At 45.0% G+C, this 23,843-nt stretch carries 22 protein-coding genes; 12 read left to right on the top strand and 10 right to left on the bottom strand.

Going from position 1 to position 23,843, the window contains the following annotated elements:
* Window positions 1–45: 45 nt before the first annotated feature.
* The 7 genes from AC1RNB_RS05995 to AC1RNB_RS05965 all read left to right on the top strand — a co-directional run bounded on the left by AC1RNB_RS05995 (window position 46) and on the right by AC1RNB_RS05965 (window position 6,423).
* Window positions 46–1,863 carry a cytochrome c oxidase subunit I gene (locus tag AC1RNB_RS05995; RefSeq protein WP_493081575.1) on the top strand — a complete coding sequence of 606 codons (1,818 nt, stop codon included), beginning with the start codon at window positions 46–48 and terminating at the stop codon, window positions 1,861–1,863.
* 102 nt (window positions 1,864–1,965) lie between these two features.
* Window positions 1,966–2,973 carry a heme o synthase gene (gene cyoE, locus AC1RNB_RS05990; protein ID WP_493081573.1) on the top strand — a complete coding sequence of 336 codons (1,008 nt, stop codon included), beginning with the start codon at window positions 1,966–1,968 and terminating at the stop codon, window positions 2,971–2,973.
* A 23-nt stretch (window positions 2,974–2,996) separates the two neighbouring features.
* Window positions 2,997–3,572 carry a cytochrome c oxidase subunit 3 gene (locus tag AC1RNB_RS05985; protein ID WP_493082067.1) on the top strand — a complete coding sequence of 192 codons (576 nt, stop codon included), beginning with the start codon at window positions 2,997–2,999 and terminating at the stop codon, window positions 3,570–3,572.
* 76 nt (window positions 3,573–3,648) lie between these two features.
* Complete coding sequence (locus AC1RNB_RS05980; protein ID WP_493081571.1) at window positions 3,649–4,326, top strand: cytochrome c oxidase subunit 3; 678 nt, start codon at window positions 3,649–3,651, stop codon at window positions 4,324–4,326.
* A 37-nt stretch (window positions 4,327–4,363) separates the two neighbouring features.
* Window positions 4,364–4,819, top strand: a complete 456-nt coding sequence (locus tag AC1RNB_RS05975; protein WP_493081569.1) for a cytochrome C oxidase subunit IV family protein — start codon at window positions 4,364–4,366, stop codon at window positions 4,817–4,819.
* A 77-nt stretch (window positions 4,820–4,896) separates the two neighbouring features.
* Window positions 4,897–5,709 carry an SCO family protein gene (locus AC1RNB_RS05970; RefSeq protein WP_493081567.1) on the top strand — a complete coding sequence of 271 codons (813 nt, stop codon included), beginning with the start codon at window positions 4,897–4,899 and terminating at the stop codon, window positions 5,707–5,709.
* 129 nt (window positions 5,710–5,838) lie between these two features.
* A complete protein-coding gene (locus tag AC1RNB_RS05965; RefSeq protein WP_493081565.1) occupies window positions 5,839–6,423 on the top strand; it encodes a DUF420 domain-containing protein in 585 nt (194 codons plus the stop codon).
* Between the two features lie 66 nt (window positions 6,424–6,489).
* Here AC1RNB_RS05965 and AC1RNB_RS05960 read toward each other — a convergent pair whose 3' ends face one another.
* The 7 genes from AC1RNB_RS05960 to AC1RNB_RS05930 form a co-directional block, all read right to left on the bottom strand.
* Window positions 6,490–6,873, bottom strand: a complete 384-nt coding sequence (locus AC1RNB_RS05960) for an MGMT family protein (protein WP_493081564.1) — start codon at window positions 6,871–6,873, stop codon at window positions 6,490–6,492.
* Between the two features lie 23 nt (window positions 6,874–6,896).
* The gene (locus tag AC1RNB_RS05955) at window positions 6,897–7,100 is read right to left on the bottom strand and encodes a C1orf53 family protein (RefSeq protein WP_493081563.1); all 204 of its coding nucleotides are present in this window, start codon (window positions 7,098–7,100) and stop codon (window positions 6,897–6,899) included.
* Complete coding sequence (gene trmB, locus AC1RNB_RS05950) at window positions 7,081–7,785, bottom strand: tRNA (guanosine(46)-N7)-methyltransferase TrmB (RefSeq protein ID WP_493081561.1); 705 nt, start codon at window positions 7,783–7,785, stop codon at window positions 7,081–7,083. The genes AC1RNB_RS05955 and trmB overlap by 20 nt, the downstream gene beginning before the upstream one ends.
* A gap of 76 nt (window positions 7,786–7,861) precedes the next feature.
* Entirely contained in the window at window positions 7,862–10,996 is a 3,135-nt protein-coding gene (locus tag AC1RNB_RS05945; protein WP_493081559.1) for a beta strand repeat-containing protein, read from the bottom strand.
* 3 nt (window positions 10,997–10,999) lie between these two features.
* Window positions 11,000–11,443, bottom strand: a complete 444-nt coding sequence (locus AC1RNB_RS05940) for a T9SS type A sorting domain-containing protein (protein ID WP_493081557.1) — start codon at window positions 11,441–11,443, stop codon at window positions 11,000–11,002.
* Window positions 11,444–11,989: 546 nt separating this feature from the next.
* Complete coding sequence (locus AC1RNB_RS05935; protein ID WP_493081555.1) at window positions 11,990–13,462, bottom strand: M28 family metallopeptidase; 1,473 nt, start codon at window positions 13,460–13,462, stop codon at window positions 11,990–11,992.
* 65 nt (window positions 13,463–13,527) lie between these two features.
* On the bottom strand, window positions 13,528–13,923 hold the full coding sequence (locus AC1RNB_RS05930) for a hypothetical protein (protein ID WP_493081553.1): 396 nt from the start codon (window positions 13,921–13,923) through the stop codon (window positions 13,528–13,530).
* A gap of 1,077 nt (window positions 13,924–15,000) precedes the next feature.
* Between AC1RNB_RS05930 and AC1RNB_RS05925 the strand changes: the two genes are divergently transcribed.
* The 3 genes from AC1RNB_RS05925 to AC1RNB_RS05915 are packed head-to-tail and all read left to right on the top strand — an operon-like array spanning window position 15,001 to window position 17,857.
* Window positions 15,001–15,474 (top strand): Lrp/AsnC ligand binding domain-containing protein, encoded by a 474-nt coding sequence (locus tag AC1RNB_RS05925; protein WP_493081551.1) that lies wholly within the window; start codon window positions 15,001–15,003, stop codon window positions 15,472–15,474.
* A gap of 27 nt (window positions 15,475–15,501) precedes the next feature.
* Window positions 15,502–16,365 carry a Wzz/FepE/Etk N-terminal domain-containing protein gene (locus tag AC1RNB_RS05920; RefSeq protein WP_493081549.1) on the top strand — a complete coding sequence of 288 codons (864 nt, stop codon included), beginning with the start codon at window positions 15,502–15,504 and terminating at the stop codon, window positions 16,363–16,365.
* Between the two features lies 1 nt (window position 16,366).
* Window positions 16,367–17,857, top strand: a complete 1,491-nt coding sequence (locus AC1RNB_RS05915) for an O-antigen ligase family protein (protein ID WP_493081547.1) — start codon at window positions 16,367–16,369, stop codon at window positions 17,855–17,857.
* 131 nt (window positions 17,858–17,988) lie between these two features.
* On the opposite strand, the gene AC1RNB_RS05910 is transcribed toward AC1RNB_RS05915, so the two are convergent.
* From AC1RNB_RS05910 to AC1RNB_RS05900, 3 genes are all read right to left on the bottom strand, one after another.
* Window positions 17,989–19,071 (bottom strand): ABC transporter permease, encoded by a 1,083-nt coding sequence (locus tag AC1RNB_RS05910; RefSeq protein ID WP_493081545.1) that lies wholly within the window; start codon window positions 19,069–19,071, stop codon window positions 17,989–17,991.
* A gap of 222 nt (window positions 19,072–19,293) precedes the next feature.
* Complete coding sequence (locus AC1RNB_RS05905; RefSeq protein WP_493081543.1) at window positions 19,294–20,439, bottom strand: glycosyltransferase family 2 protein; 1,146 nt, start codon at window positions 20,437–20,439, stop codon at window positions 19,294–19,296.
* A 21-nt stretch (window positions 20,440–20,460) separates the two neighbouring features.
* The gene (locus AC1RNB_RS05900; protein ID WP_493081541.1) at window positions 20,461–21,270 is read right to left on the bottom strand and encodes an alpha/beta fold hydrolase; all 810 of its coding nucleotides are present in this window, start codon (window positions 21,268–21,270) and stop codon (window positions 20,461–20,463) included.
* Between the two features lie 78 nt (window positions 21,271–21,348).
* Between AC1RNB_RS05900 and AC1RNB_RS05895 the strand changes: the two genes are divergently transcribed.
* Window positions 21,349–21,789 (top strand): MarR family winged helix-turn-helix transcriptional regulator, encoded by a 441-nt coding sequence (locus AC1RNB_RS05895; RefSeq protein WP_493081539.1) that lies wholly within the window; start codon window positions 21,349–21,351, stop codon window positions 21,787–21,789.
* Between the two features lie 78 nt (window positions 21,790–21,867).
* On the top strand, window positions 21,868–23,658 hold the full coding sequence (locus AC1RNB_RS05890; RefSeq protein ID WP_493081538.1) for an acyl-CoA dehydrogenase FadE: 1,791 nt from the start codon (window positions 21,868–21,870) through the stop codon (window positions 23,656–23,658).
* Window positions 23,659–23,843: the final 185 nt, after the last annotated feature.

Below are 23,843 nucleotides of genomic sequence, written 5' to 3'. Positions count from 1 at the left end.
TATCGCGGGATCATCGTGAACAGAAAATATTAAAGAAAACAGAGTATGAGTAACGAAGCTGTTTTACATGCACATTCAGATGCTGCAACACATGATGCACATGGTGATCATCATCATGAACACCACCATCATGAGACCTTCATCAGTAAATATGTGTTCAGTCAGGACCACAAAATGATCGCCAAACAATTCCTGATCACAGGTATGTTCTGGGCGGTGCTGGGTGGTTTGATGAGTGTGCTGTTCCGTCTGCAACTGGGTTATCCCGAAGCCACTTTCCCCTGGCTGGAAGATATTCTCGGTAAATGGGCTAAAGGTGGCCGTATTACACCGGAAGCTTATTATGCGCTGGTTACCACACACGGTACCGTACTGGTATTCTTTGTATTAACAGCCGGATTGAGCGGAACCTTCGCCAACTTCCTGATTCCTTTACAGATCGGTGCAAGGGATATGGCTTCTCCTTTCATGAATATGCTCAGCTACTGGTTCTTCTTTGCAGCCAGTGTGGTAATGTTATCTTCTATTTTTGTTGAAACAGGTCCTTTTAGCGGCGGTTGGACCGCTTACCCTCCGTTAAGTGCCCTGGGCGATGCATCGCCGGGTTCTAAAACGGGTATGGATCTGTGGATTGTGTCGATGGCCCTCTTTGTGGTATCTTCCTTATTGGGTGGTCTGAACTATATCGCAACCATCCTGAACATGCGTACCAAAGGGATGAGCATGACCCGTTTGCCATTAACCATCTGGGCCCTGTTCTTCACCGCTGTATTGGGTGTATTGTCTTTCCCTGTATTATTCTCAGGTTTTATCCTGTTAATCTTCGATCGTAATTTCGGAACCAGCTTTTATCTCTCTGATATCTTTATCAGCGGAGTAGGGGCCTTACCTAACGAAGGTGGTAGTGCTATCCTGTACCAGCACTTGTTCTGGTTTTTAGGTCACCCCGAAGTATATATCATTTTATTACCAGCCATGGGTATGGTATCAGAGATCATGTCGGTGAACTCGCGCAAGCCTATCTTCGGATACATGGCCATGATCGGTTCGCTGTTTGCGATCGCCATCCTCGCCTTTCTGGTATGGGCGCACCACATGTTTGTTACCGGACTGAATCCTTTCCTTGGTTCCGTATTCGTACTGTTAACCCTGCTGATTGCGGTACCTTCTGCCATCAAAGTGTTTAACTGGTTAACCACTTTGTGGAGAGGTAATATCCGCTTCACACCGGGTATGATGTTCGCGATCGGTTTTGTAAGTTTATTTATCTCGGGTGGATTAACCGGTATCTGGTTAGGAAACTCTGCACTGGATATTCACCTGCACGATACCTATTTTGTCATTGCCCACTTCCACATTGTAATGGGTGTGGCATCTATGTTCGGTATGTTTGCCGGTATCTATCACTGGTTCCCTAAAATGTATGGCCGTTACCTCAACAATTCGCTGGGGTATATCCACTTCTGGGTAACCATTGCTGGTGCTTATATGATCTTCTGGCCCATGCACTACGAAGGTCTGGCCGGTATGCCACGTCGTTACTACGATTACAGCATCTGGGAAAGTTTCAAACAGTTCGCAGAACTGAACCGTTTCATCAGTACAGTGGCCATGATCGTATTTGCTGTACAGCTCTTGTTCCTGTTCAATTTCTTCTACTCTATCTTCAAAGGAAGAAAAGTAACCGTCCAGAATCCATGGGGTTCCAATACGCTGGAATGGACCACACCGATCCGTCCGGGTCATGGTAACTGGGTAGGCGAAATTCCGGAAGTACACCGTTGGGCGTACGATTACGGTAAGGATGGAAAAGACTTTATTTCCCAGACCACACCGGTAGGAGCAGACGAAAGTCATCACTAAGAAATAATCATACCGGCCTGTTCTTATGAAGGCTGGTTAACATAGATGCAATGCTCCCGGTTACCGGGAGCATTGTTTTTAACTGCGATAAAAAAGACAGGAGTGCAGTACCACACCGGTGCCAAATTCATTCCTGTCAGAACCAATATGAAGGGAACGGTAAATACATCCACTTCTTTTTCACTGGCGTCTAAAGTGAAGGATTATTTTCAGCTGATCAAGTTCACGCTGAGTTTTACCGTGGTATTTTCCTGTGTGATCTGTTATTTACTGGCGCCCAATGTGGTGGAATACGATTGGTGGATGATCTTCCTCCTGTTTGTAGCAGGTATGCTCATCACCGGCAGTGCCAATGCTATTAACCAGGCAGTAGAAAAAGATACGGATGCCATGATGAAGCGGACCTCTTCGCGCCCGGTAGCAGATGGAAGAATGAGCCAGCAGGAAGCCTACACTTTTGCAACCCTGGCCGGTTCGGTAGGTGTTTTTATGATCGGTTGGTTTTTTACCACCGATGAGAATGCGTTTAACTGGAATGCCGCTTTATTATCTGCGTTCAGTCTGTTTCTTTATGCATTTATCTATACACCGCTGAAGAAGATCAATTCCATTGCGGTGCTGGTAGGTGCTTTTCCTGGTGCATTACCCTGTTTAATCGGATGGGTAGCGGCTACCAATATGCTCAATCCACTGGGTACCGTAGTGGCCAATGGCAAAGAGTTCTCTAATGTAGGTGGATGGATCCTGTTTGCCATCCAGTTTCTCTGGCAGTTCCCGCATTTCTGGGCCATTGCCTGGGTAGCGCATGGTGATTACAGCAAAGCGGGTTTCAAACTGCTGCCTGCCGATAAAGGGCCTACCCGTTTTACAGCCGTGCAAGGTATCATGTATTCAGTACTGATGATACCGGTGGGTATCCTGCCATATTATTTTGGCATGACGGGCCAGGTAAGCATGTGGATCCTGGTTGTATGCAACCTGTTCATGGTTTTTCAGAGTCTGCGTTTGTATAAAGAGATGAATGCAAAAGCGGCCAGGAGAGTGATGTTCAGCAGCTATATCTATTTACCGATTGTTTTACTGGCCCTTTTGGCAGATAAAATCAGATAATAACTAAATAAATGAACGTGACAATGACAACAGTGCAGCCTAACGAACCCAGCCGGATCCATCCGCATAAGTTTACCTTGTGGGTGGGTATGGGAAGTATCATCATGATGTTTGCTGGTTTAACCAGTGCCTATGTGGTTAAAAAGAACCAGAGTAACTGGTTGGAGTTTAATCTGCCCCAGATATTCTGGTACTCAACTTTTGTGATCCTGCTCAGCAGTGTTACTATTCATCTTACCGTAAAAGCCTTTAAAGCGAGGGAAATGGGCCGTTACCGTTTCCTGGTTACCCTTACCGCGGCCCTGGGTGTGCTGTTTCTGGTACTACAGTTGCTCGGGTTCAGGGAATTACAGAACAGTAATATTGCGCTGGTAGGAGCCAAGAGCAATTCAGCGGCTTCTTTTCTTTTCGTGATCACCGGTCTGCACATGTTGCATATACTCGGTGGCGTAATAGCCCTGCTGATTATTTTTGCCCGTGCGTATGCCGTAAAAGTCAAGAATTACAGTAGTTTGCCGATAGAAATGGCGGCCACTTACTGGCACTTTGTAGATGTACTCTGGATCTATTTATTCATCTTTTATAACTGGATCGGGTAGTTGAAGAAAAAGTTGGGGTTTATTCACCTTTTTTGAACACTAGCCAATATTTTTGTAACGAAATTTCAGATAACTCATGTCAACAGCAACAGTTACACCCACCAAGTTGTGGGGCGGCGGGAAGAGCCCATTTAATGTAGAGTACGGCAAATTGATGATGTGGTACTTTTTGATGAGTGATGCTTTCACTTTTGGCGCCTTCCTGATCTCTTATGGTACCATCCGTTTTTCCACCAATGGATGGCCTGACCCTAACGAAGTATTCAAGAGTTTCCCCTTTGCGCCGGAAGGTGTACATGCGCCACTGGTGTTTGTGAGTGTGATGACTTTCATCCTGATCATCAGTTCCGTTACCATGGTACTGGCAGTGCATGCGGGTCATAACATGGATAAAAAAGGCGTTGTAAAAAACCTGATCTGGACCATTATCGGCGGTATCGCTTTCTTAAGCTGCCAGGCCTGGGAGTGGAATCACCTGTTTCATGAAGGTGCCTGGTGGGGTCGCAATCCTTTCCTGAACCACGATGGAACGGCTTCTTCTACCAATTTTACCAATTACTTCTTTACCATCACCGGGTTTCACGGGTTTCACGTATTCTCCGGTGTGATCATCAATATTATCATGCTGATCATGACCCTGACCGATAAATTCGAACAGCGTGGTCATTACCTGATGATTGAGAAAGCTGGTTTGTACTGGCACTTTGTAGATCTGGTATGGGTATTTGTATTCACCTGTTTTTACCTGATCTGATTTTTTCTGATTCGTTAATTATATAAGCAAAATATTTATGGAACATACAGTAGCACACGAAGAGCACAGTGGCGGTGGAACCAAAGAGATTGTAAGGGTAACCGTTATCCTTTCTGTTTTAACCATTGTGGAACTGATAATCGGTTTCTGGATGATGGGGATGCCACTGGAAAGTGGTCTGCGCCTGGCAGCCAAAGGCACCATCGTTATCCTGATGCTGGCCAAAGCCTTTTACATTGTAGCTTATTTCATGCACCTGAAACATGAATTGAAGAACCTGATCATGACCATCGTGGTTCCTTTGGCCCTGTTTGTATGGTTTATCATCGCTTTCCTGTATGATGGTAACTCTTTCCGTAACCTGCGTAACACCTACGATCCGCATTTTAAAGAACAGAGCACTATCAAGGTAGAAAAGAAAGCAGAAAACAAACACGGAGAGGCCAAACATGAAGAAGCCAAACCTGCAACAGAGAAAAAAGCGGTGGAGTAAGAATAGAAGATTGCAAGTTTTATATAATTTCTAAACCATCGTATGTTATCACGATGGTTTTTTTATAGAGATACCTTATGAATAAAAAAGCGTTATTAGGCCTGTCAGTAGCACTGCTGTTGCCGCTATGCTGTTACCTGTGGCTTCGGTATGCCAGCAGTTCTGCCGTTGATATGCCCAGAAGATACCTGTTGGATACGGTGGTAGAGCGGATCGATAACGGAAAGATGGTTACAGACAGCATCTGGCACAAAACCGCCAATATCCGTTTGCAGAATCAACTGGGCGATACAGTTAGTCTGTACGACAAACAAGGCAAGATCCTGGTAGTTGATTTCTTTTTTACTCATTGCGGAAGTATCTGCCCTAAGCTGACTTCCAATATGTCTGTTCTGCAGCAGTCGTTTATCCGCGGCGGTAACCTGCGTAAAAAGATTGATACTTCCATTGTACAGTTCGTTTCCTTCACTGTAGATCCCGAACGCGATAGTGTGCCGGTGTTGAAAGAATATGCTGACCGATTTGGTGTTAACCATGAAAACTGGTGGATGCTGACCGGTAACCGCGATTCTATTTACCGTTTTGCTTTTGAAGAGTTAAAAGTAGATAAGTTCAGCACAGAGCCCATCAGTCCGGATTTTGTACATACCAGCCGTTTTGTGCTGATCGACAAAGAATACCGGGTTCGTGGGTATTACAACGGACTTGATTCCGTTTCGCTCGGTAAACTGGCCCGTGATATCGGTTTGTTGATGCTCGAGAAAGACAAAAAACAAAAAAGTGCTGTTTTTGCGCAAATCCTTGATCTGGGCTGGCTCTGGCTCATCATTATCACCGCAGTTATCTTTTTTGTTACCTATATGCGCGGCAGAAGAAAACTAAATGGGTAGGATTTTGTTAATTGGTTTATTCGTTTACTGGTTTATGGGTCTTCAGGTACAATGAAAAACCTGACAACCTTATCAGCTAATAAACACATGAACCAATAAACTAATAAACAACTAAACCAATAAACAAACATGTTACAAGCCTCTATTTCAAAAAACGATAAAAAAGCTTCCTGGCTGATCGGTATTTTTTCTGTTGTTGTGTTTACGGCAGTGGTGTTACTCGGACGTGTAAAGCTGGAGTTGAACCTGGGTTTTGATGTACATGTTTTTGCTACTATCAATGCTTTTGTCAATTCGGCGATAGCAGTATTGCTCGTGGCTGCACTGGTGGCGGTAAAGAATAAAAATTACCAGCTGCATAAAAGTCTGATGATGCTGGCATTGGTATTATCGATCCTGTTTCTGGTATCTTATATTGCGCACCATTTACTGGCCGGCGAAGCCAGGTTCGGAGACGCTAACCATGACGGCGTATTGAGTGAAGAGGAAAAACTGCAGGTGGGTAATATTCGTGTAGTGTATTATCTGATACTCGGAACACATATTGTACTGGCGGCACTGATTCTGCCATTAATCTTATTTACAGCTTACCGTGCTTTAACAGCCGAATTTCCTGCACACAAAAAACTCGCTAAAATTACCTGGCCCTTGTGGTTTTATGTAGCGGTTACCGGACCGATTGTCTATTTTATGATCAGCCCTTATTATACGTAATTTGAAAATTTGAGAATGTGGCAATTTGAAAATGAAGACAATTCTCTGAAGATGGGTTTTCCATTTTCAAATTTGTAATTCTACTGCCGGGTCCCAGAACTTCTTTTCAAAATCTACTATCACATCATCCACCACCCTGATTTTTTCTTTTTGGAGGAGTTCTTCCATTTGCGTGGGTGTGGCAAAATGCATTTTCCCTGATAACGTACCATGGCGGTTTACTACGCGGTGTGCGGGAACCCCTGACTGGTTATGCGCACCATTCATGGCCCATCCCACCATACGCGCACTCATTTTGGTACCGAGGTAGGCGGCAATGGCTCCGTAGGAAGTAACACGACCCCTTGGTATCCGGCGGGCTACGGCGTATACCTGTTCAAAAAAAGAACTGTCTGCCTTGCCACTTGGTAAAACGGATTTTAATTTTTCGGGAGATTTTTTCGCAGCCACGATGCATGGTTTGTATCAGCAATTTACTGTTTCGTGGCAGATGTGCTTTCTTTTTGCAGCAGTAATTCAGAGCGCCGGGGTTCGGGCACAGATTCATACTGGTAAGGGCAATGCCGGCACCCATGTCCGCAGCAGTGCCCTTTCTCTATATGATATTTTTCTGTGAACACGATATAACCGTGCTCATCGTGGTAAAAATGAATGCCTTCAATCAGGTTCTGACTCACTGAGTAATTGTTTTAATACTTCGTCTTTTTCCAATGGCAGTTCCCGGTTAATGCGGAAACAGAGATAATGGATCCGGTTACTGCCTGCAATATCCAACCCCTCATAATGGGTCTTGATCATCAGTTCGGGTTTGATCTGCGGCTGTTTGTAAACATTGTCTGAGTCTTCTAACAACTCCAGTCCAAATAAGTTGATAACGGCCAAAGTAAAGCGGTACAGGTCTGGACTATCCGTTTTCAGGTTCACCAGTCCGCCGGGTTGAAGTATCCGTTGGTATAAACGCAGAAAACGGGGATGAGTGAGTCTTTTCTTGGCCCGGGAACCTCGTAACTGCGGGTCGGGGAAAGTGATCCAGATCTCTGCTACTTCTCCGGGTTGAAAATAATCGGTGATCTTATCTATATGCGATCGTACAAATGCCACATTGGTCAGACCTTCATCCAGTGCTGTTTTAGCACCGCGCCAGATGCGGTTACCCTTCAGGTCAATCCCAATGAAATTTCTTTCCGGATACATCCGGCCCAGTCCGGTGGCATATTCGCCCTTACCGCAGGCCAGTTCCAGGGTAATACTTCCGTCATTCTTAAAAAAATCCTTCCATTTACCCTGCATATCCTGCGGGTATTCCAGCACATTCGGAAAATGTTTGATGGCTTCGAAACGAATCAGTTTTTTCTGTCCCATGGGTGGCAAAAGTACTGTAAAATCATATCTGATAATGGAGGATAAGGTTGGACTTCTTTCTTGCTCAATCTGTCCATCAGTTTACCCTGTGCATGGTAACGATCAGGGAGGGGACTGCTGGTCTTGTAGGAGATGTTCTTGCATCTATTTTCTCAATTATAATTGTGAGAACCGGGGTACTCCATACTATTTCAATATAATCTCCCGCAGCCAGATCAAAGTAATAATTCCAGGCAGCCACTTCCAATGCTGTGTTTCCGGATAAGTTAAAGTCTGTTGCAGAATTGGGGACATCGGTACCGTTTTTCCTGAACCAGATGGTTACATCTGAGGCACCTGCAGATGATTTCGACATCTGTGCCGAAAACTCAAGATTATAAATCCCGGCATTGTCTACTTTGATCTGTGTTCCGTTTGCAAGACTAACACCATACCCGCCAATATCAGTCGTGTTCAATGTCATTAGGATAGCTGTATTGATGGCAGAGGCTGTTTGGGTGGTATTATCTGAAAAGCTGCCAAAATTAGAACGAACAGGTGTAAAGCCCAGGGCAGTTATAACATTAGAGGAACTAAGGGCAGCTGAACTTAATATACCTGAACTGTTCGACTGAACAAACCCTGTACTTGTAAATGCACTTAGTGTAGTGGTTCCGCTTACTGTTAATCCGGTAAGCGTGCCCAGACTGGTAATATTGTTTTGGGAGGCTGTACCCAGTGTACCGTTAATTGTTGTAGCGCTCAGTGTGGTGGCATTGATAGTTCCGTTTACATTCAGGGAACTAAGTGTACCCAAACTGGTAATATTGTTTTGTGCGGTGGTACCGAGTGTACCATTAATGGTTGTAGCGCTCAGCGTAGTTGCATTAATAGTTCCGTTTACATTCAGGGAACTAAGTGTACCCAGACTGGTAATATTGTTTTGTGCGGCGGTACCGAGTGTACCATTAATGGTTGTAGCGCTCAGGGTAGTGGCATTAATAATTCCGTTTACATTAAGAGAGATAAGTGTACCGAGACTGGTAATATTGTTTTGAGCGGCAGTACTAAGCGTGCCGTTAATTGTTGTTGCACTCAGAGTAGTGGCAGTGGCGGTTCCGTTTACATTAAGAGAAGTAAGTGTACCCAGACTGGTAATATTGTTTTGAGCGGCAATGCTAAGCGTTCCGTTAATTGTTGTTGCACTCAGGGTAGTGGCAGTGGCGGTTCCGTTTACATTAAGAGAAGTAAGTGTACCCAGACTGGTAATATTGTTTTGAGCGGCAGTACTAAGCGTTCCGTTAATTGTTGTTGCACTCAGGGTGGTTGCATTAACCGTTCCGTTTACGTTCAGGGAGCTAAGTGCACCCAGACTGGTGATAACAGGTTGCGCAGCAGTGGTAACTGTGCCTGCCGTTGTTGCTGTACTGGCATTTCCTGACAAAGGGCCGGAAAATGCAGTAGCAGTAATAGTTCCTGCCGAAAAATCTCCGGATGCATCTCTCCTGATAATCGTATTAGCTGTATTCGCATTAGTGGCGGCAATGGCTAAACCGGTAGCCGTGGCAACATTGGCAGCAGTAGCGCCTCCTACAGTTACAACCGATGGGGATGTGGCTGTTCCTGAAAGATCGCCAGACAATTGCACTAACCCTTTTGTACTGATTGAAGCATCAGGTAGCCCATTGGTAATTGCGTTGGCTACAAATGCAGTAGTGGCCAATTTTGTTGAGTTATCATCGCTGTTGGCAGTGACACCCGTTGCTCCTGAAGGCAATGCCAGTGTGCCCGTTAGGGAAGGTGAAGTTATAAGCGGTGATGACAGTGTTTTGTTGGTGAAAGTTTCTGTTCCATTCAACGTTGCTAAGGTACCTGCGGTAGGCAGCGTAATATTGGTGGTTCCGTTTGTGGTTACAGTGGTTACAAAGGAACCCACTGTAACCAGATTACCTCCCAGTGTAATCGTTTTGCCTGCATTGGAAATACCGGTACCTCCATTTTCTCCCGAAACCGGAACGGAAATACTACCCGCAGAAGTTACCCAGCTTACACTGGTTCCATCGGTCTGTAAGAACTTACCGGCATTACCCGTCTGGGGAGGTAATAACGCACTAAGACCTGCAGACGCAGTGGACGCACCGGTGCCACCATTCGCAACAGAAAGCGGAAGTTCACTCGATGATAATTTCTGTAAAAGGGCAGCGGTAACATTTGCTTTTGTAGAGATCAGCGTGGTGTCTATTTTTAGTGTGCCAAATGTGGTGATCGGTCCTCCCGTCAGTGTATTATCGGTTGCAATACTGGTAACACTTCCCAAACCGGATCCTGAAGCACTGATTACACCATTGGCATCTATAAAAATGTTGTTACCGATTTTTACCCCTCCCAGTGTTGTTGCGGAAGCGGTTGGAAGATAATACGCAGACGGTTTATTAGTCAGATCATTGTAATCACCGCTTGTGGCCACATTTGCCAAGGAAGGTTTGTTCAGGATCTGTATCACACCACTGGTTGCATTCCAGTCAGCATTTACCTGTGGTGCGGGAATGCGGGCAGCTATTCCGTCTGCATAAGATTTTACGGCTTTAACACTCGGGTACCTGGCATCAGAACTTCCATCGTTGGTGATATTGCTGCTTTTGTTGGTGATGGATTCTTTGGTATCAAGGGCTGACTGAACAGGGTTGCTTATCGGTTTGTCTATATCACTGGTATTATCCGCCTTGTCAAGCTGCAGGTTAACTTTCAGATCGAGCAGGTTATTGGTTCCTGTTCCGCCCTGTTCCAGTGATAGAACACCAGCAATATTTTTGGCAGCAACGCCATTGGCATAGTGAGCAAAGGGAACAAAATTTATCTTCTGTGTACCTAGTGAAATAAAATCGATTCCACCAGTAGGATCAATTTCTATCTGAAGATATTTGTTGCCTGTACTCCAGTTGATCCCTGTATACGAACCTGTAATAATTGTAGTGGGTGGATTGGGATCACCTAATACCAGCACAAATAACCCAACTGCATTGGTTATTGTTGCTTTAATCTCACTGTATTCCAAAAAACCATTTTGAGAACCTTCTCTTACAGACATCCTGACAGTAATTTTCCTGTTGGCAATTACTGTTCCCGCAGCGTTTCTGGCTACTGCCTGGAAGTTGATGCCATTCACCAATTGCGCCACAACAACAGAACACAAACAGCTAAGAATAACTAATATCAGGATCGCTTTCTTCATGCCTTACTGTTTAATGATTTTATAGGAACTTGTTTTGATAGGCTGCCCATTGATGAGATAAGTCACAATCAGATTGTAAAAACCACTGGGGTATTTTGATATGTTCAATTGTTTCTGATAATGGATGCCTTCATATGCTTCTTCCACCCTCTGCAGTACCATTCCGGTTATTGTTGTGAGTATTACCTGTATTCTGCCGGGTACAATCAAGGTAGACCTGATCGTAATCAATGACCTTGTAGGATTGGGTCCCGCAAAAATTTTATTAGAATCTGCCGGGCCGACCGGATTAAACGGCGTTAATGCATCAAGTTTCGATTGCAGAAAGCCGGTTGTAACAATGAAATCAGCATTTGAACTGAGTGTTTGCACAGAAATCAATTCACCAAAACTCCAGTCAAATAGAAAATCGCCACGGGAAAAATAACCACCCCCCGCGTTAATCACCTGTGGTTCTTTCTGTTGAGCGATTGCAGAAAACTGCGTAATTAAACCAACAAAAAGCGAGAATAGTTGACAATATGATCTTCTGAAACACACTTGACATTTTTTAACCTGTTGACGCTACAGGAGATAACATGATAAAATCCTTTTTACGAGAGAGTAGATAGCTTATTGAATTTGTTTAGTACTTCCGAATGTGGGTATATGGGGTTTTGCTAAACCTGTCTTTGTTATAGATCCAGTGTTACTTACTTTACGCTAACTGACTTTGTTGTAGTATCAAGTCTAATCTCTCCTTCGTGTTGTATAAAGTTCGAATATTAAAATAGTTTGTTTTATGACATTCATCATCCCCGTAAAAGAGATACTTCCGAAATGCCATAACTTATTGATAATCAATCAAATATTTTAGAGCAATACGAGGTTATTTCCGGATATTGATCCGCAAAAAATAGAAATAGCCCGGTTGCAAGAAAGGGAATTCCTGCCCGCCTGGTTCTGTAGTATGAAATTTAAGTAAGTTAAGCCTGGTCCATAGTCGGCATAAGCTTATCGCTCCAACTTAAACCCCGGATCGGTAGCTGGTCTTTTGGCTGCCATGGCTACTTTCCAGCCGGTACGGTACATCCATTCGGCCATTTTTTTCAGCTTGACATAATCGATGTTCTGCGCATTGTCCAGCGGGGTGTGATAATCCGGATGCAAGAGGGTAGTGTACATCAGCGAAGGAATTCCCAGTCTCGCATAAGGCAGGTGATCACTCCTGAAATACCATCCTTCCGGGTGGGTGGGTTTATCCCAAAGGGTATCCAGTTTAAACCGCGGGCCTTCCCGGTTGGCCTCCATGGCCATCTGCACCAGTTCGGCAGAATTGCGGTGTGGGGCCTGTACGCCCAGTATAGCGGCACTGTCGGGGTGGTTACGACCGATCATGTCGCCATTCAAAACGGTTACGATAGCACCCAGTGGTACCGTTGGATGTGAGGCATACCAGCGCGAACCCAGTAATCCTCTTTCTTCTGCTCCATGCATCACCACCAGTACAGAACGTTTGGCCGGTTTTTGTTTAAAGGCACGTGCCGCTGCCATGATGGCCACATCTACACTGGCATTATCATCGGCACCATAATAAATACTATCGTTCTGGATGGTATTGCGGATGCCATGCGCATCCTGGTGCCCGCTGTAGAGCAGGTATTCTTTCGCTAACACAGGATCTGTTCCTGCAATCTTTCCAATAATATTCACAGAAGGGTACTGGAATCTTTCTATGGTCAGGTTCAGTTGCAGACTTGCCTGTTGTTGTAATTCCTGTTTGGCAGATGCATGTAACCAGAGTACGGGCACCGTAGCGGTAACTTGTGTATTGGGACCGCCTTCAATATCATAACTGCCTCTCTTGAAATTTTCAACGGCATCGTTCCAGCTGTTTTCTGCGGTTTCATCTGCGATAAAGATGATAGCGGCAGCCCCACGATTCACCAGTGCATTGCCATATTTTACCATGATACTGCGGTTGTAACGCCAGCTAGGTAAAGAAATATTCATATTAATGCCATCGGGTACAGCTTCCAGCGCCACTACTTTTCCTTGTACATCAACGGAAGACAGATCAAGGTTGCGGGCATTGCCGAGATATACGATCGGTGCATCCAGCTGCTTGCCGGCGATCTGCGATACGGCTACTTCGCTCCATAAAGTCAGCGGGCGGTTGTTGATGCGGATGCTGCTGTGATCTGCCAGCCGGTTACGCCACATAGAAAAGAACTGGAAATAGGTACCATCATCACCGGCAGGTTGTAGGCCAATGGCACGGAACTGTTCGGCCATCCACATAGAGGCTTTTAATTCATCGAGGGTACCGGCAGAGCGGCCTTTAAAATGGGCATCGGCCAATGCATAAAGGTCTTTTGTAAGATCAGCTTCACGGATAGCAGCTAAAGCAGGTGGCTGGTTAAGCGATTGAGAGAAGAGAGAAACAGCGCAGCTGATAACAGCAATAACAAGTATAATTTTTTTCATGATCACTTGCATAAGAGATCAGAAAGTTACAGGTTTTATGTCAACGCTGATGGGTAATTATCTTATTAATAAGCACAGTTGGTATTATAAAAATCAAACAGAAGGGTCCAGCTTTTTTCGTTGATAAACGGAATGTTCATGGCTTCGGCATAAGTAAGTATCCTGGGCATAACGGCACTTAGCCGGGGAGTTGTGCTGAAATATTTTTCGAACGATTCTCGGTTCAGACTTACTTCCATAGGTGCACCGTTGTTATAGAGTGGATTGATGATCGCATAATGAACCTGGTATAGATCTACATCTGCATTATTCTTCCGGAAAGTTTTGGTAAATAACAGCGGACCTTCTGACAGGTTTACTGCAAATGAAACTACATTTTCAGACCTGGGGAGAGATGCATTTGCCGTTTGCGCTTTCACGCTGTTACAGAATATGGCCGAAACGATAAAGAGATACTTCATTTTTTTGATTTGGTAAAGGCGAACACTGTAATACGCAAGAATATTTGACTCTCGATTTGTTTTGACAATTACTACATTGAATCATTCTTGGCCTCTTGTTGATGAGTCATGTTTTCCGATCTCGGCAAGAGAAAAAATTTGCTCAATACAAAGTTGACGCAAGTGGCGTAACAGATTGTTACATAGTGGTTTCGGATGCTTGCAGCATCCACAGAATTAACAAACGGGTTTGTTAAGAATAGGTTTTTTATGATTTTCTGCCATAAGATCTGATACTATAAATCAATCATGCAGAAACGTTGCTACTCAAAGCATAGAGCAACGGTATACCGGTAGAGTAGCTATGAGTATCTGTACGCATGAAGTGTCTGCAGACAAACTCATACGTGAAGAAAAAATAAATGGAGTTGTGGTGATCTGTTTACAGTATGAGCGATTGGAAAATTCATCTTATAGTAATGCATCGCAGCAGTATCAGTTCCGGATGGGTAACAGGTGGCTGTCACACGGCATTGTAAAAACAGGTAGTAGCAGGTCAATAGGTTATAGCCATCGCAGGTGTATAGGCAAGATTCTTTTCGTAGACATCTGTTACTTGTTAGCTACATGCTTGGCTTGGATTAAAATGAGTGAGAGGAAATAAGTAAGCGTCCTGCCTTCATCATTCATCTGTTCCTTGTTCAATATTCCTCTGTTCAAAAGCCGCGGGACACCAATAAAAAAGCCGCAACAGATTTTGTTGCGGCTTTTGCTGCTGTAGGGGGAGGGATCGAACCTCCACGAGGCAGTTAGCTGTAGTACAAAGTTCGGTGGTCGACCCCGGTCATCTGACTATTGCTACTCAAATGGCTCTATGCTACGTTTATCCTGTTATCCTCACCCCCGAGACAAGAGGGCATGTCTGCCAAAAATTTCATCACCCCACAGTATATAAGAACCCGTCGTTGTTACATTGACAAGACAATATTACAGCAAATCCCACATTAATTGTAAATATTTCAATAAATATTTTGATAATATAGAAAAAATTCAATAAATTTGATATTATATTGAATAATTACAAAAATATAAATCAATATGGGGGTAAAATTGAATCTTGACAAATTGGATTTCCAGATCATCCAGGAAATGATGGAAGATGCAGAGATCTCTTATGCCGACCTGGGCAAGAAACTCTTTGTTTCCGGCGGTACCATTCATGTGCGTATCAAGAAACTGGAAGAGCTAAAGGTAGTGAAAGGTAAAAAATTATCGGTAGATCTCAAATCACTGGGCTACGATGTGATCGCTTTTATCGGAGTATACCTCGAAAAAAGCTCTTTATACGATAGTGTGGCCAAAGAACTGAAAAAGATCCCGCAGATCGTTCGCCTCAACTATACCACGGGTAATTACAGCATGTTCGCTGAAATCGTGTGTAAAGATATCCAGGAACTCCGCTTTGTACTGCACGATGAACTGCAGAAGATCAAGGGTATTGAAAGAACCGAGACCTTTATCTCACTCGAAGAAAGCCTCGACCGGAATGTGGTAGTGGCGCCGCAGTCCTGACAGGAATAAATTGTATTTTCATAGCCTATGCAAAGCTCCTCTTTTAATCTGGTAACGGTGGTTGCTGCCCTGCGTAAACGCTGGACAACCATCGTGTTTTTTATCATAGCGAGTGTAATGGCTGCAGCTATTACCGTGTATGTAATGCCTGCTTATTACCGGTCAACCGCTACCCTTGTATCAGCCAATCCGGTGCTGGCAGATAAAGCCAGGTTTTTCAACAGTAATATACAGAACCTGTATTCCTATTTCGGTTCGGGGGATGATCTTGACAGGATTGCCGGCATAGCGGAGCTGGATACGACTTACAAAAAACTGGTTGATGAATTTGATCTCATCCATTATTATGCGCTCAGCGGCGACAGTGTTTCGTTGTTGCGCAGAAAAGCGGTGCTGCTTCTGCGAAAAGATCTTTCTTTTCAGAAAACTGATAAAGACCAGTTACTCATCAAAGTATGGACCAAAGACAGAAACTTATCTGCCAGACTGGTTAACCGTATGGTAAGTTTGATAGAAGAAACTGAAAGTAACTTATGGCAGATGCATTACAGGCAGGCTATCAACAATCTGCAACTTGCGGTTGCGGGTATGGAAACGAAATATAGTGCACTAAGCGATAGTTTCCGGTTGGCTACTCCTTCCCGGAAAGAGTTAGTAACTGCCCAGATGCGCAGCCTGCTTGATCAGTTACAGCAATACAGGAAAACAGCAGATGAATTTACCCTGGCCATTGCCACACCACCAGCTGTTCTGTATGTATTGGAAACAGCTGTACCTGCGGCTAAGGCAGAAAGACCGGATAAATTAGCCATATTGATTGCCACAGGCCTGGTTTCCTGTGTGTTTATCTGTTTGCTGGTGCTGGTAAATGATAGAAAACAACCTGCCTGATATGACAGGGTCTGTGCGGCCATACCAGCGAAACCTTTACCTCTCCTCGTTGATCTTTCTGTTGAGCGGTATATGGGCCATTACCCGGCACCAACCCTATTGGCTGCTGATCCCTTTTGTGTGGATCTTATTTCCAGCGATATTTCATTTCCTGATTAACCAACCGGGTAAGCTATTCTGGGCATGGCTGGTCTGTTTGCCTTTATCTACAGAGCTGAATATCACACCGGCACTGGGACTTGATTTTCCGGGCGAGATCTTGCTGGTCTTACTCACGGCGTTGATTATCGTTCGCTGGATCCATCAACCCTTATGGGTGCCCTATGATCTGGTAAAACATCCTTTGTTTTTGGTACTGCTGATTTACCTGGGCTGGATCGGGATTACTTGCTTTTATTCGGTAGAAACAGTGCTCTCGGTAAAATACCTGTTGGCCAAAATCTGGTATATAGTTCCGTTGGTGGTTTTGCCGCAAGTATTACTGAAAGGGCGTACTGATAGCCGGAAGCTGGCCCTGTGTTTATTGATACCGATGGCATGGGTGGTGTTGCAAACCCTGATCCGCCATGCTTCGTATGGATTTCGTTTCGACGCTGTTCAAAAAACACTGGCTCCTTTTTTCAGGAATCATGTTAACTACTCCGCTTTATTGGTTTGCCTGTTGCCGGTAGCGGGGTGTTTATGGTTATTGACGCCTGCTGAAAAGCGTTACAGAAAGTGGATCGGTTATGGGATCATACTGGGTTTAACTGGCGTTTTCTTTGCCTATTCCCGGGGCGCGTGGATCGCTTTACTGGTGGGGATAGCCATCATACCGGTGGTTAAGCGCAGAAAAATGGGAATACTGGTAACCATTGCAGGCATAATCATCCTGACAACAACAACCTGGCTGGTGACAGATGAAAACTATATCCGTTTTTCTCCGGAACACGACCAGACCATTTTTCACACTGATTTCAGCGAACATATGCTCGCCACGGTACAACTCAAAGATGTATCTACCGCAGAAAGATTTTACCGCTGGATAGCCGGAGTAAAAATGCTGGCCGAAAAACCGGTAACGGGGTTTGGCCCCAATAGTTTTTACCTGCATTACCGTCCTTATACGGTCAGCAGTTTTGAAACATGGGTGAGTAATAATCCCGAGCATTCCACTGTGCATAATTATTTTATTCTGATTGCTCTCGAGCAGGGACTGATCGGGTTGCTATTATTCTGTGTTTTATATTTTGGTATGCTCTTCTACGTGCAGTCTTTGTATCACCGCCTGCAAGGTCCTGTTTACAGAACCATGGCCCTCACCATTGCCATGATACTCGCCATGATCGGCGTCATCAACAGCATGAGTGATATGATTGAAACAGATAAGATCGGAGGGCTTTTCTGGTTATGCCTCGGAATGGTGATCTGGCTGGAGCGGAAGAACAGAGAGGAGAGGGAGGAGTTGGTGAATATCGAACACCGAATAGCGAACAAGGAATATCGAACATAGAACAAATGAACAGATGAACAAGGAACAGACGAACACAGAACATAAAACACAGAACAAATCCAGAACGACTGTATAATCAACCCTCACCTCTCCGATCGACATTCGACATTCCCTGTTCGATATTCGATATTCTACAACTTCCCACGCACATTCAACGCATCTCTCAATCCATTCCCCAATAAATTAAAAGCGAGCACGAGCAGCATGATGGCTATACCCGGTGCCAGTGCCAGCATGGGGTTGTGGGTGATGATGAAATTGTAGTTCTCTTTGATCATCAGTCCCCAGCTGGGCTGCGGTGGTTGTACACCTACGCCGAGAAAGCTAAGACCTGCTTCCATGACAATAGCGGAGGCGAAATTGCTGGCGGCGATGACCATGACCGGGCCGAGAATATTGGGAAGTATATGGCGGAAAATGGTACGTGTGTGTGAGTAGCCCAGTGCACGGGTGGCTTCAACATATTCCAGTTCACGGATGGCGAGCACCTGGCCTCTTACCAGCCTGGCCACATTTACCCACATGGTTAAGCCTACGGCAATAAATACCTGCCAGAAGCCTTTGCCAAGGGCCAGTGTAATAGCAAATACCAGCAAGAGGGTTGGAATACTCCAGATCACATTGATCAGCCACATGATCACATCATCTACCCAGCCGCGGAAATAACCTGCCAATGCACCCAGCAGGATGCCGATGGTGAGTGAGATCAGTACCGCTACCAGGCCTACACTTAAACTGACCCTTACCCCGATCAGTAAACGACTGAGGATATCTCTTCCAAATTTATCGGTGCCGAGGTGATAGGTGACCGATATGACGGCAGGATCGCCGGCCAGCAGGCGGAGAACAGAAGCCCGTTCAGTTACCCCTTCATCCACGAACTTCTGGTAAACAATACTGTCACCGGCGAACTGGTAAGCGGTTACAGGAATATATTGATACTTTTCTTCGGTACCATTCAGCAGGCGATTGAAAAATCCGGCCTGATTTATGTGTTTATCTCTTTTAATGCGGAGTAACAAAGCAGTGAATCCTGGTTTTTTACTGCCAATCTCCGGAATCATGCGATTGGCATTGGGAGAACTGTCGGGGGCGATAAAATAACAGAACAAGGCAAGCAGCAAACTGCCTGCAATCAGTATCAAACCAAAGGAAGCACCTTTGTTCCTGAATAAACGCCGGGTAAAAGCAGAAGAAAATAAATTGGATTGCACCGGCGAAAATTAAGAAATAATGTGCTTCACCGAATTTTTGGCTTTTTCTACCGAAATAGTGGAATAGCCAGCAAACGTATGGTGAAAAAATGCGTCTATTGTTAAATCAATCTCTTTATGCGAAAACTATTTTCTTTTTTCTTATCCCTCGTTGCGTTGGTACCATTGATCGTATATGCATGGTGGCCCGAAAGCGAAGACTTAAAATAACCTTAAAACAGCTTACTTAACGTTTCTTCCCTTCCATTGATATGTACCGAATTTTCCCAGCCAACCTGCTACCACTGTGTAACAGATGTGAAAGGGTTGCATAATAAGGAACCAGTTTAATAAAGGCACGCGTTGATAAAACCTGGCTGCCGGAAGCATCAGACTTAATTCTACCAGCGTTTTGGTTATAACAAGCAGCAACCAGGCCAGCCATCCACCCTCTACCCAAAAACCCCAGAAAAACAGGACCAGCAGCAGTAGATTTAAAGCATACACCAGTGTTAAAGCACGAAAAATAGTTTTGTCCTGGTATTTATCTGCCTTGCTTGCCCAGCGGATCCGCTGGTTCAGAAAACTGCTCCAGTCGGGCATCGGCGCTGTAGTAACAATGGCTCCCCGATGAAAAAGATATCCCAAACGATGAGGGTACTGCTGTTTAATCTTATACATCAGCAGCATATCATCGCCACTGGCAATCTGGTCGATGCCACTGAACTGGCCCACTTCATAAAACACATCTTTCCGGTAAGCAATATTGGCGCCATTACACATGGTATGATAACCGGCCGATACGGCAGCGGCGGTAATACCCTGCAGACTGATAAAATCCAATAACTGAAAAGCAGACAGAAAAGAACCCGTATGCGTAAACATGACCGGTGCGGCAATAAATACCGGTTGCTGATTTTGTATATATTGATCGAACAAGGATAACCATTCCGGCTGTACCATACAGTCTGCATCTGTTGTAACGATCCAGTTACCTGAACTCTGCGCAATGGCCAGTTCGATCGCTTTTTTCTTGTAAGCGTTTACAGGTTTATCTTTTAAAACGTCTATGAGATTCAGTAGCTGCAGGTTGCTGTATTGTTGTTGTAAAGAACGAACAATGGCTTCTGTGTTATCAGTAGAATGATCATTGATCACAATTACTTCAAAAAGTTGAGCGGGGTATTGTTGCTGTAATACTGACTGCAAACAACCGGCAATATTGTTTTCTTCATTTCTGGCAGGGATAATGATAGAAAAGCGGGTGCTATACTCAGCTGATACAGGGGTAAACTCAGGCAACCGCAGAAACCATACACGGTATTGCCAGATCAGCAGGCTATAGCCCAGCAGCACAATTACAGTAAGAATCAGTAAAATCCAATACATCTGCAGCAAAGAACGCTAATATTATTTAACCAGGAACTTTGCGAGTGTAACCGCATATTTTTCCCGCAGTAACTGGTGGCCGGCCGGCAGTTCTGTTAAACGGATATGCCCTTCGCTGTTCTGGCTGAAAGCGGTTCCGTATCTCGTTAGTATTACCCTGTCGTAGCGGCCAAATACAAGGTTTACAGAAATTTTGTTTTGCCTGATCAGTTGTTTCAGCAGCTTTTTGTCGGGCCTGAATTTCCGCATAGTGGTCCAGCGCTGGTACAACATTTCTCTTGCTTCACTTTCATCGAGGTAATAATGCACAAATTTGAGAAGGTTAGGATTGTACAGCCCCAGCCGGGTAGCCAGGTCCAGCCCACCCAAGAGCCATCTGGGTTGATCCATCACCTGCCTGAACAATCGCTTCCCGATGAGTGAATGGGTAGCCAGTTTTTGCCAGATCTTTTTATGCAGTCCATCAGGAGCCACCAGTAACATCGATCGTACATCCTCCGGCACTAATTGCAATAACTGCAAAGCCACCCTGCCACCCATACTGTATCCCATCAGGTGAAAAGGCTGTCCGGGAGGCCTGAGCTGGTTTACCAGCGCTAACAGGTCGGCTGGTTCCAGCAACAAACCCTCGCGCCATTCCGTTTTTCCATGAAAGGGGAGGTCGATAGCGATCACTGTATAATCGGCCGCCACCTCCTTTTCGAGGCATGCAAAAGAGCGACTGTCTTCGCCGTAGCCATGAAAACAGAATAACCACTCCGGACCCTGTCCCCAGCGGAGATAATGCAGATCAGAGCTGCGAAAGGGGATATGGTGTGATTCTGCCGGCAAAAGGGAAAATTTAAGGGTTTATTCTTGGTGATGTCAAAGAAACGAACTTATTTTGAAATTAGTTGCATAACTAACTATATGTCAAACAACCAATTTAAGCGGGGCGAGTTGTACAGTGTGATTAATGGCATGGCTTCTACCGCTGTGGCAAGGAGATTGCAGAAGAATTTCAGGCAGGCCGGACTGGAGATCACGATTGAGCAATGGAGCGTTTTATATCATTTATGGAAGGAAGATTGTTTGAGTCAGCAGGAATTATGCAACCGCACTTTCCGCGATAAACCCAGTATCACCCGTTTGATCGATAACCTCGAAAAACAGAAACTGGTAAAAAGAATGCCTTCCAAAACAGACAGGCGTATTAACCTGGTTTGCCTTACGGAGGCAGCCAAACAACTCCAGAACCAGACCATCGACCTGGCTAACCTGACGATGAATGAGGCATTGGTGGGTGTGAGTAAGGAAGAGATCGAAACAGTGAAGCAGGTATTTCAGCGGGTGTACGATAATCTGACTTGATAATGAGTGAATGAGTGAATGGGAAAACCAATAAAACTAGTAAACGAATTAACTAATAAACCAATAAACTTTCCTATCATGGAAACTACTCAAAAAACCAATGCGCTGAAAGGCGGTGAATGGTTGATCAAAGAAAGTGCTGCTGCTGATACTTTTATCCCGGAGGATCTGAACGAGGAACAGAAGATGGTGATGGATATGTGTGTACAGTTTCTGGATACAGAGATCCTTCCTGTAATCGACAGGATCGATAAACTGGAGCCGGGGCTGATGCCTTCTTTGCTGGAGAAAGCCGGCGACCAGGGTTTGTTGTCAACCTCTTTTCCCGAACAGTATGGTGGCCTGGGAAAAGATTTTATCACATCAACCCTCGTAAATGAAGGGCTCGGTGGTGGGTATTCTTTCTCTGTTGCTGTTGCGGCACATACCGGTATCGGTTCTTTACCGATCCTGTATTTTGGAACAGAGGCGCAGAAAGAAAAATACATTCCCAAACTGGCTACCGGCGAGTGGAAGGGTGCTTATGGTTTAACAGAACCCAACAGCGGCAGCGATGCACTGGGCGCCAAAACCACCGCTAAGCTGAGTGAGGATGGAAAATATTATATCCTGAACGGACAGAAATGCTGGATCACCAACGGTGGTTTTGCGGACGTGTATACCGTGTTTGCCAAGATTGACGGGGATAAGTTCACCGGTTTTATTGTAGAGCGCGGTTTCGAAGGATTTACACAGGGGCCGGAAGAACATAAGATGGGGATCAAAGGATCTTCTACCGTTCAATTGTATTTCCAGGATTGTAAAGTACCGGTAGAGAACCTGCTGGGAGAGATCGGTAAGGGGCACCTGATTGCCTTTAATATCCTGAATATCGGTCGTTTGAAATTATGTGCCGCCGCTTTGGGTGGATCAAAAAGAGCGGCCACTACTTCAATCCAGTATGCGAAAACCCGCGAGCAGTTTAAACTGCCGATCGCCAAATTTGGTGCTATCAGTCATAAAATGGCAGAGATGGCCATCCGGATGTGGGTTTGCGAAACCGCATTGTATCGTACGGCTAAATGGATCGATAACCAGGAGCATGCATTGGCAGCCGAAGGAAAATCGTTTGCTGAAGCCTTGCTGGGTGGTGCCGAAGAATTTGCCATCGAATGTTCGATGCTGAAAGTGTATGGTAGTGAAGTGCTGGATTTTGTGGTGGATGAAGGCGTACAGATTCATGGTGGAAACGGGTTCAGTGATGAATACCTGATTTCCAAAGGCTATCGCGATAGCCGGATCAACCGGATCTATGAAGGTACTAACGAGATCAACCGTTTACTGACCGTGGATATGATGCTGAAACGTGCTATGAAGGGCAAACTGGACCTGATGACACCCGCCATGGCCGTACAGAAAGAACTGATGAGTATTCCTGATTTTGGTGCGGAAGAGGAAGGTGCATTTTCCAAAGAGCGTAAGTATATCGCTAATTTCAAAAAAGCCATCCTGATGGTAGCCGGAGCCGCTGTGCAGAAACTGATGATGCAGCTGGATAAGGAACAGGAGATCCTGATGAATATCGCCGATATGGCCATCGAAACCTATAACGCAGAAAGCGCTCTGTTACGGGTGATGAAACTGGCAGAAGCCAGGGGCGAAGCCGCTACCAGCCTGCAGGCAGACATGATGCGCACCTACCTGTACGATGCGGCCGACCGCATCAACAAAGCCGGTAAAGATGCCCTGAACAGTTTTGCAGACGGGGACGAACTGCGTATGATGCATATTGGCCTGAAGCGTTTTACCAAGGTAGAACCCTTCAATACCAAAGACGCCCGCAGGCGGATCTCAGATAGGCTGGTGGCCGACGATGGCTATCATTTATAAAAACAAAATAAATTATCATAATTCCCAAAGTTTTGTAATATTTGATTGTTGTTTTACGGTTGCTTGCTAAAACAAAGCCTCATTACCGTTACTGGTGGTGAGGTTTTTTTATGCCCTGCTCACATTAAAATCCGAACCGGTTTACCTGCCGGGACCATCTGTTTTCCTGAATTGACGTTATTGAT

Source organism: Sediminibacterium sp. GW821-FHT12F12 (assembly GCF_058806635.1).
This window is presented reverse-complemented; position numbering and strand designations above follow the sequence as displayed.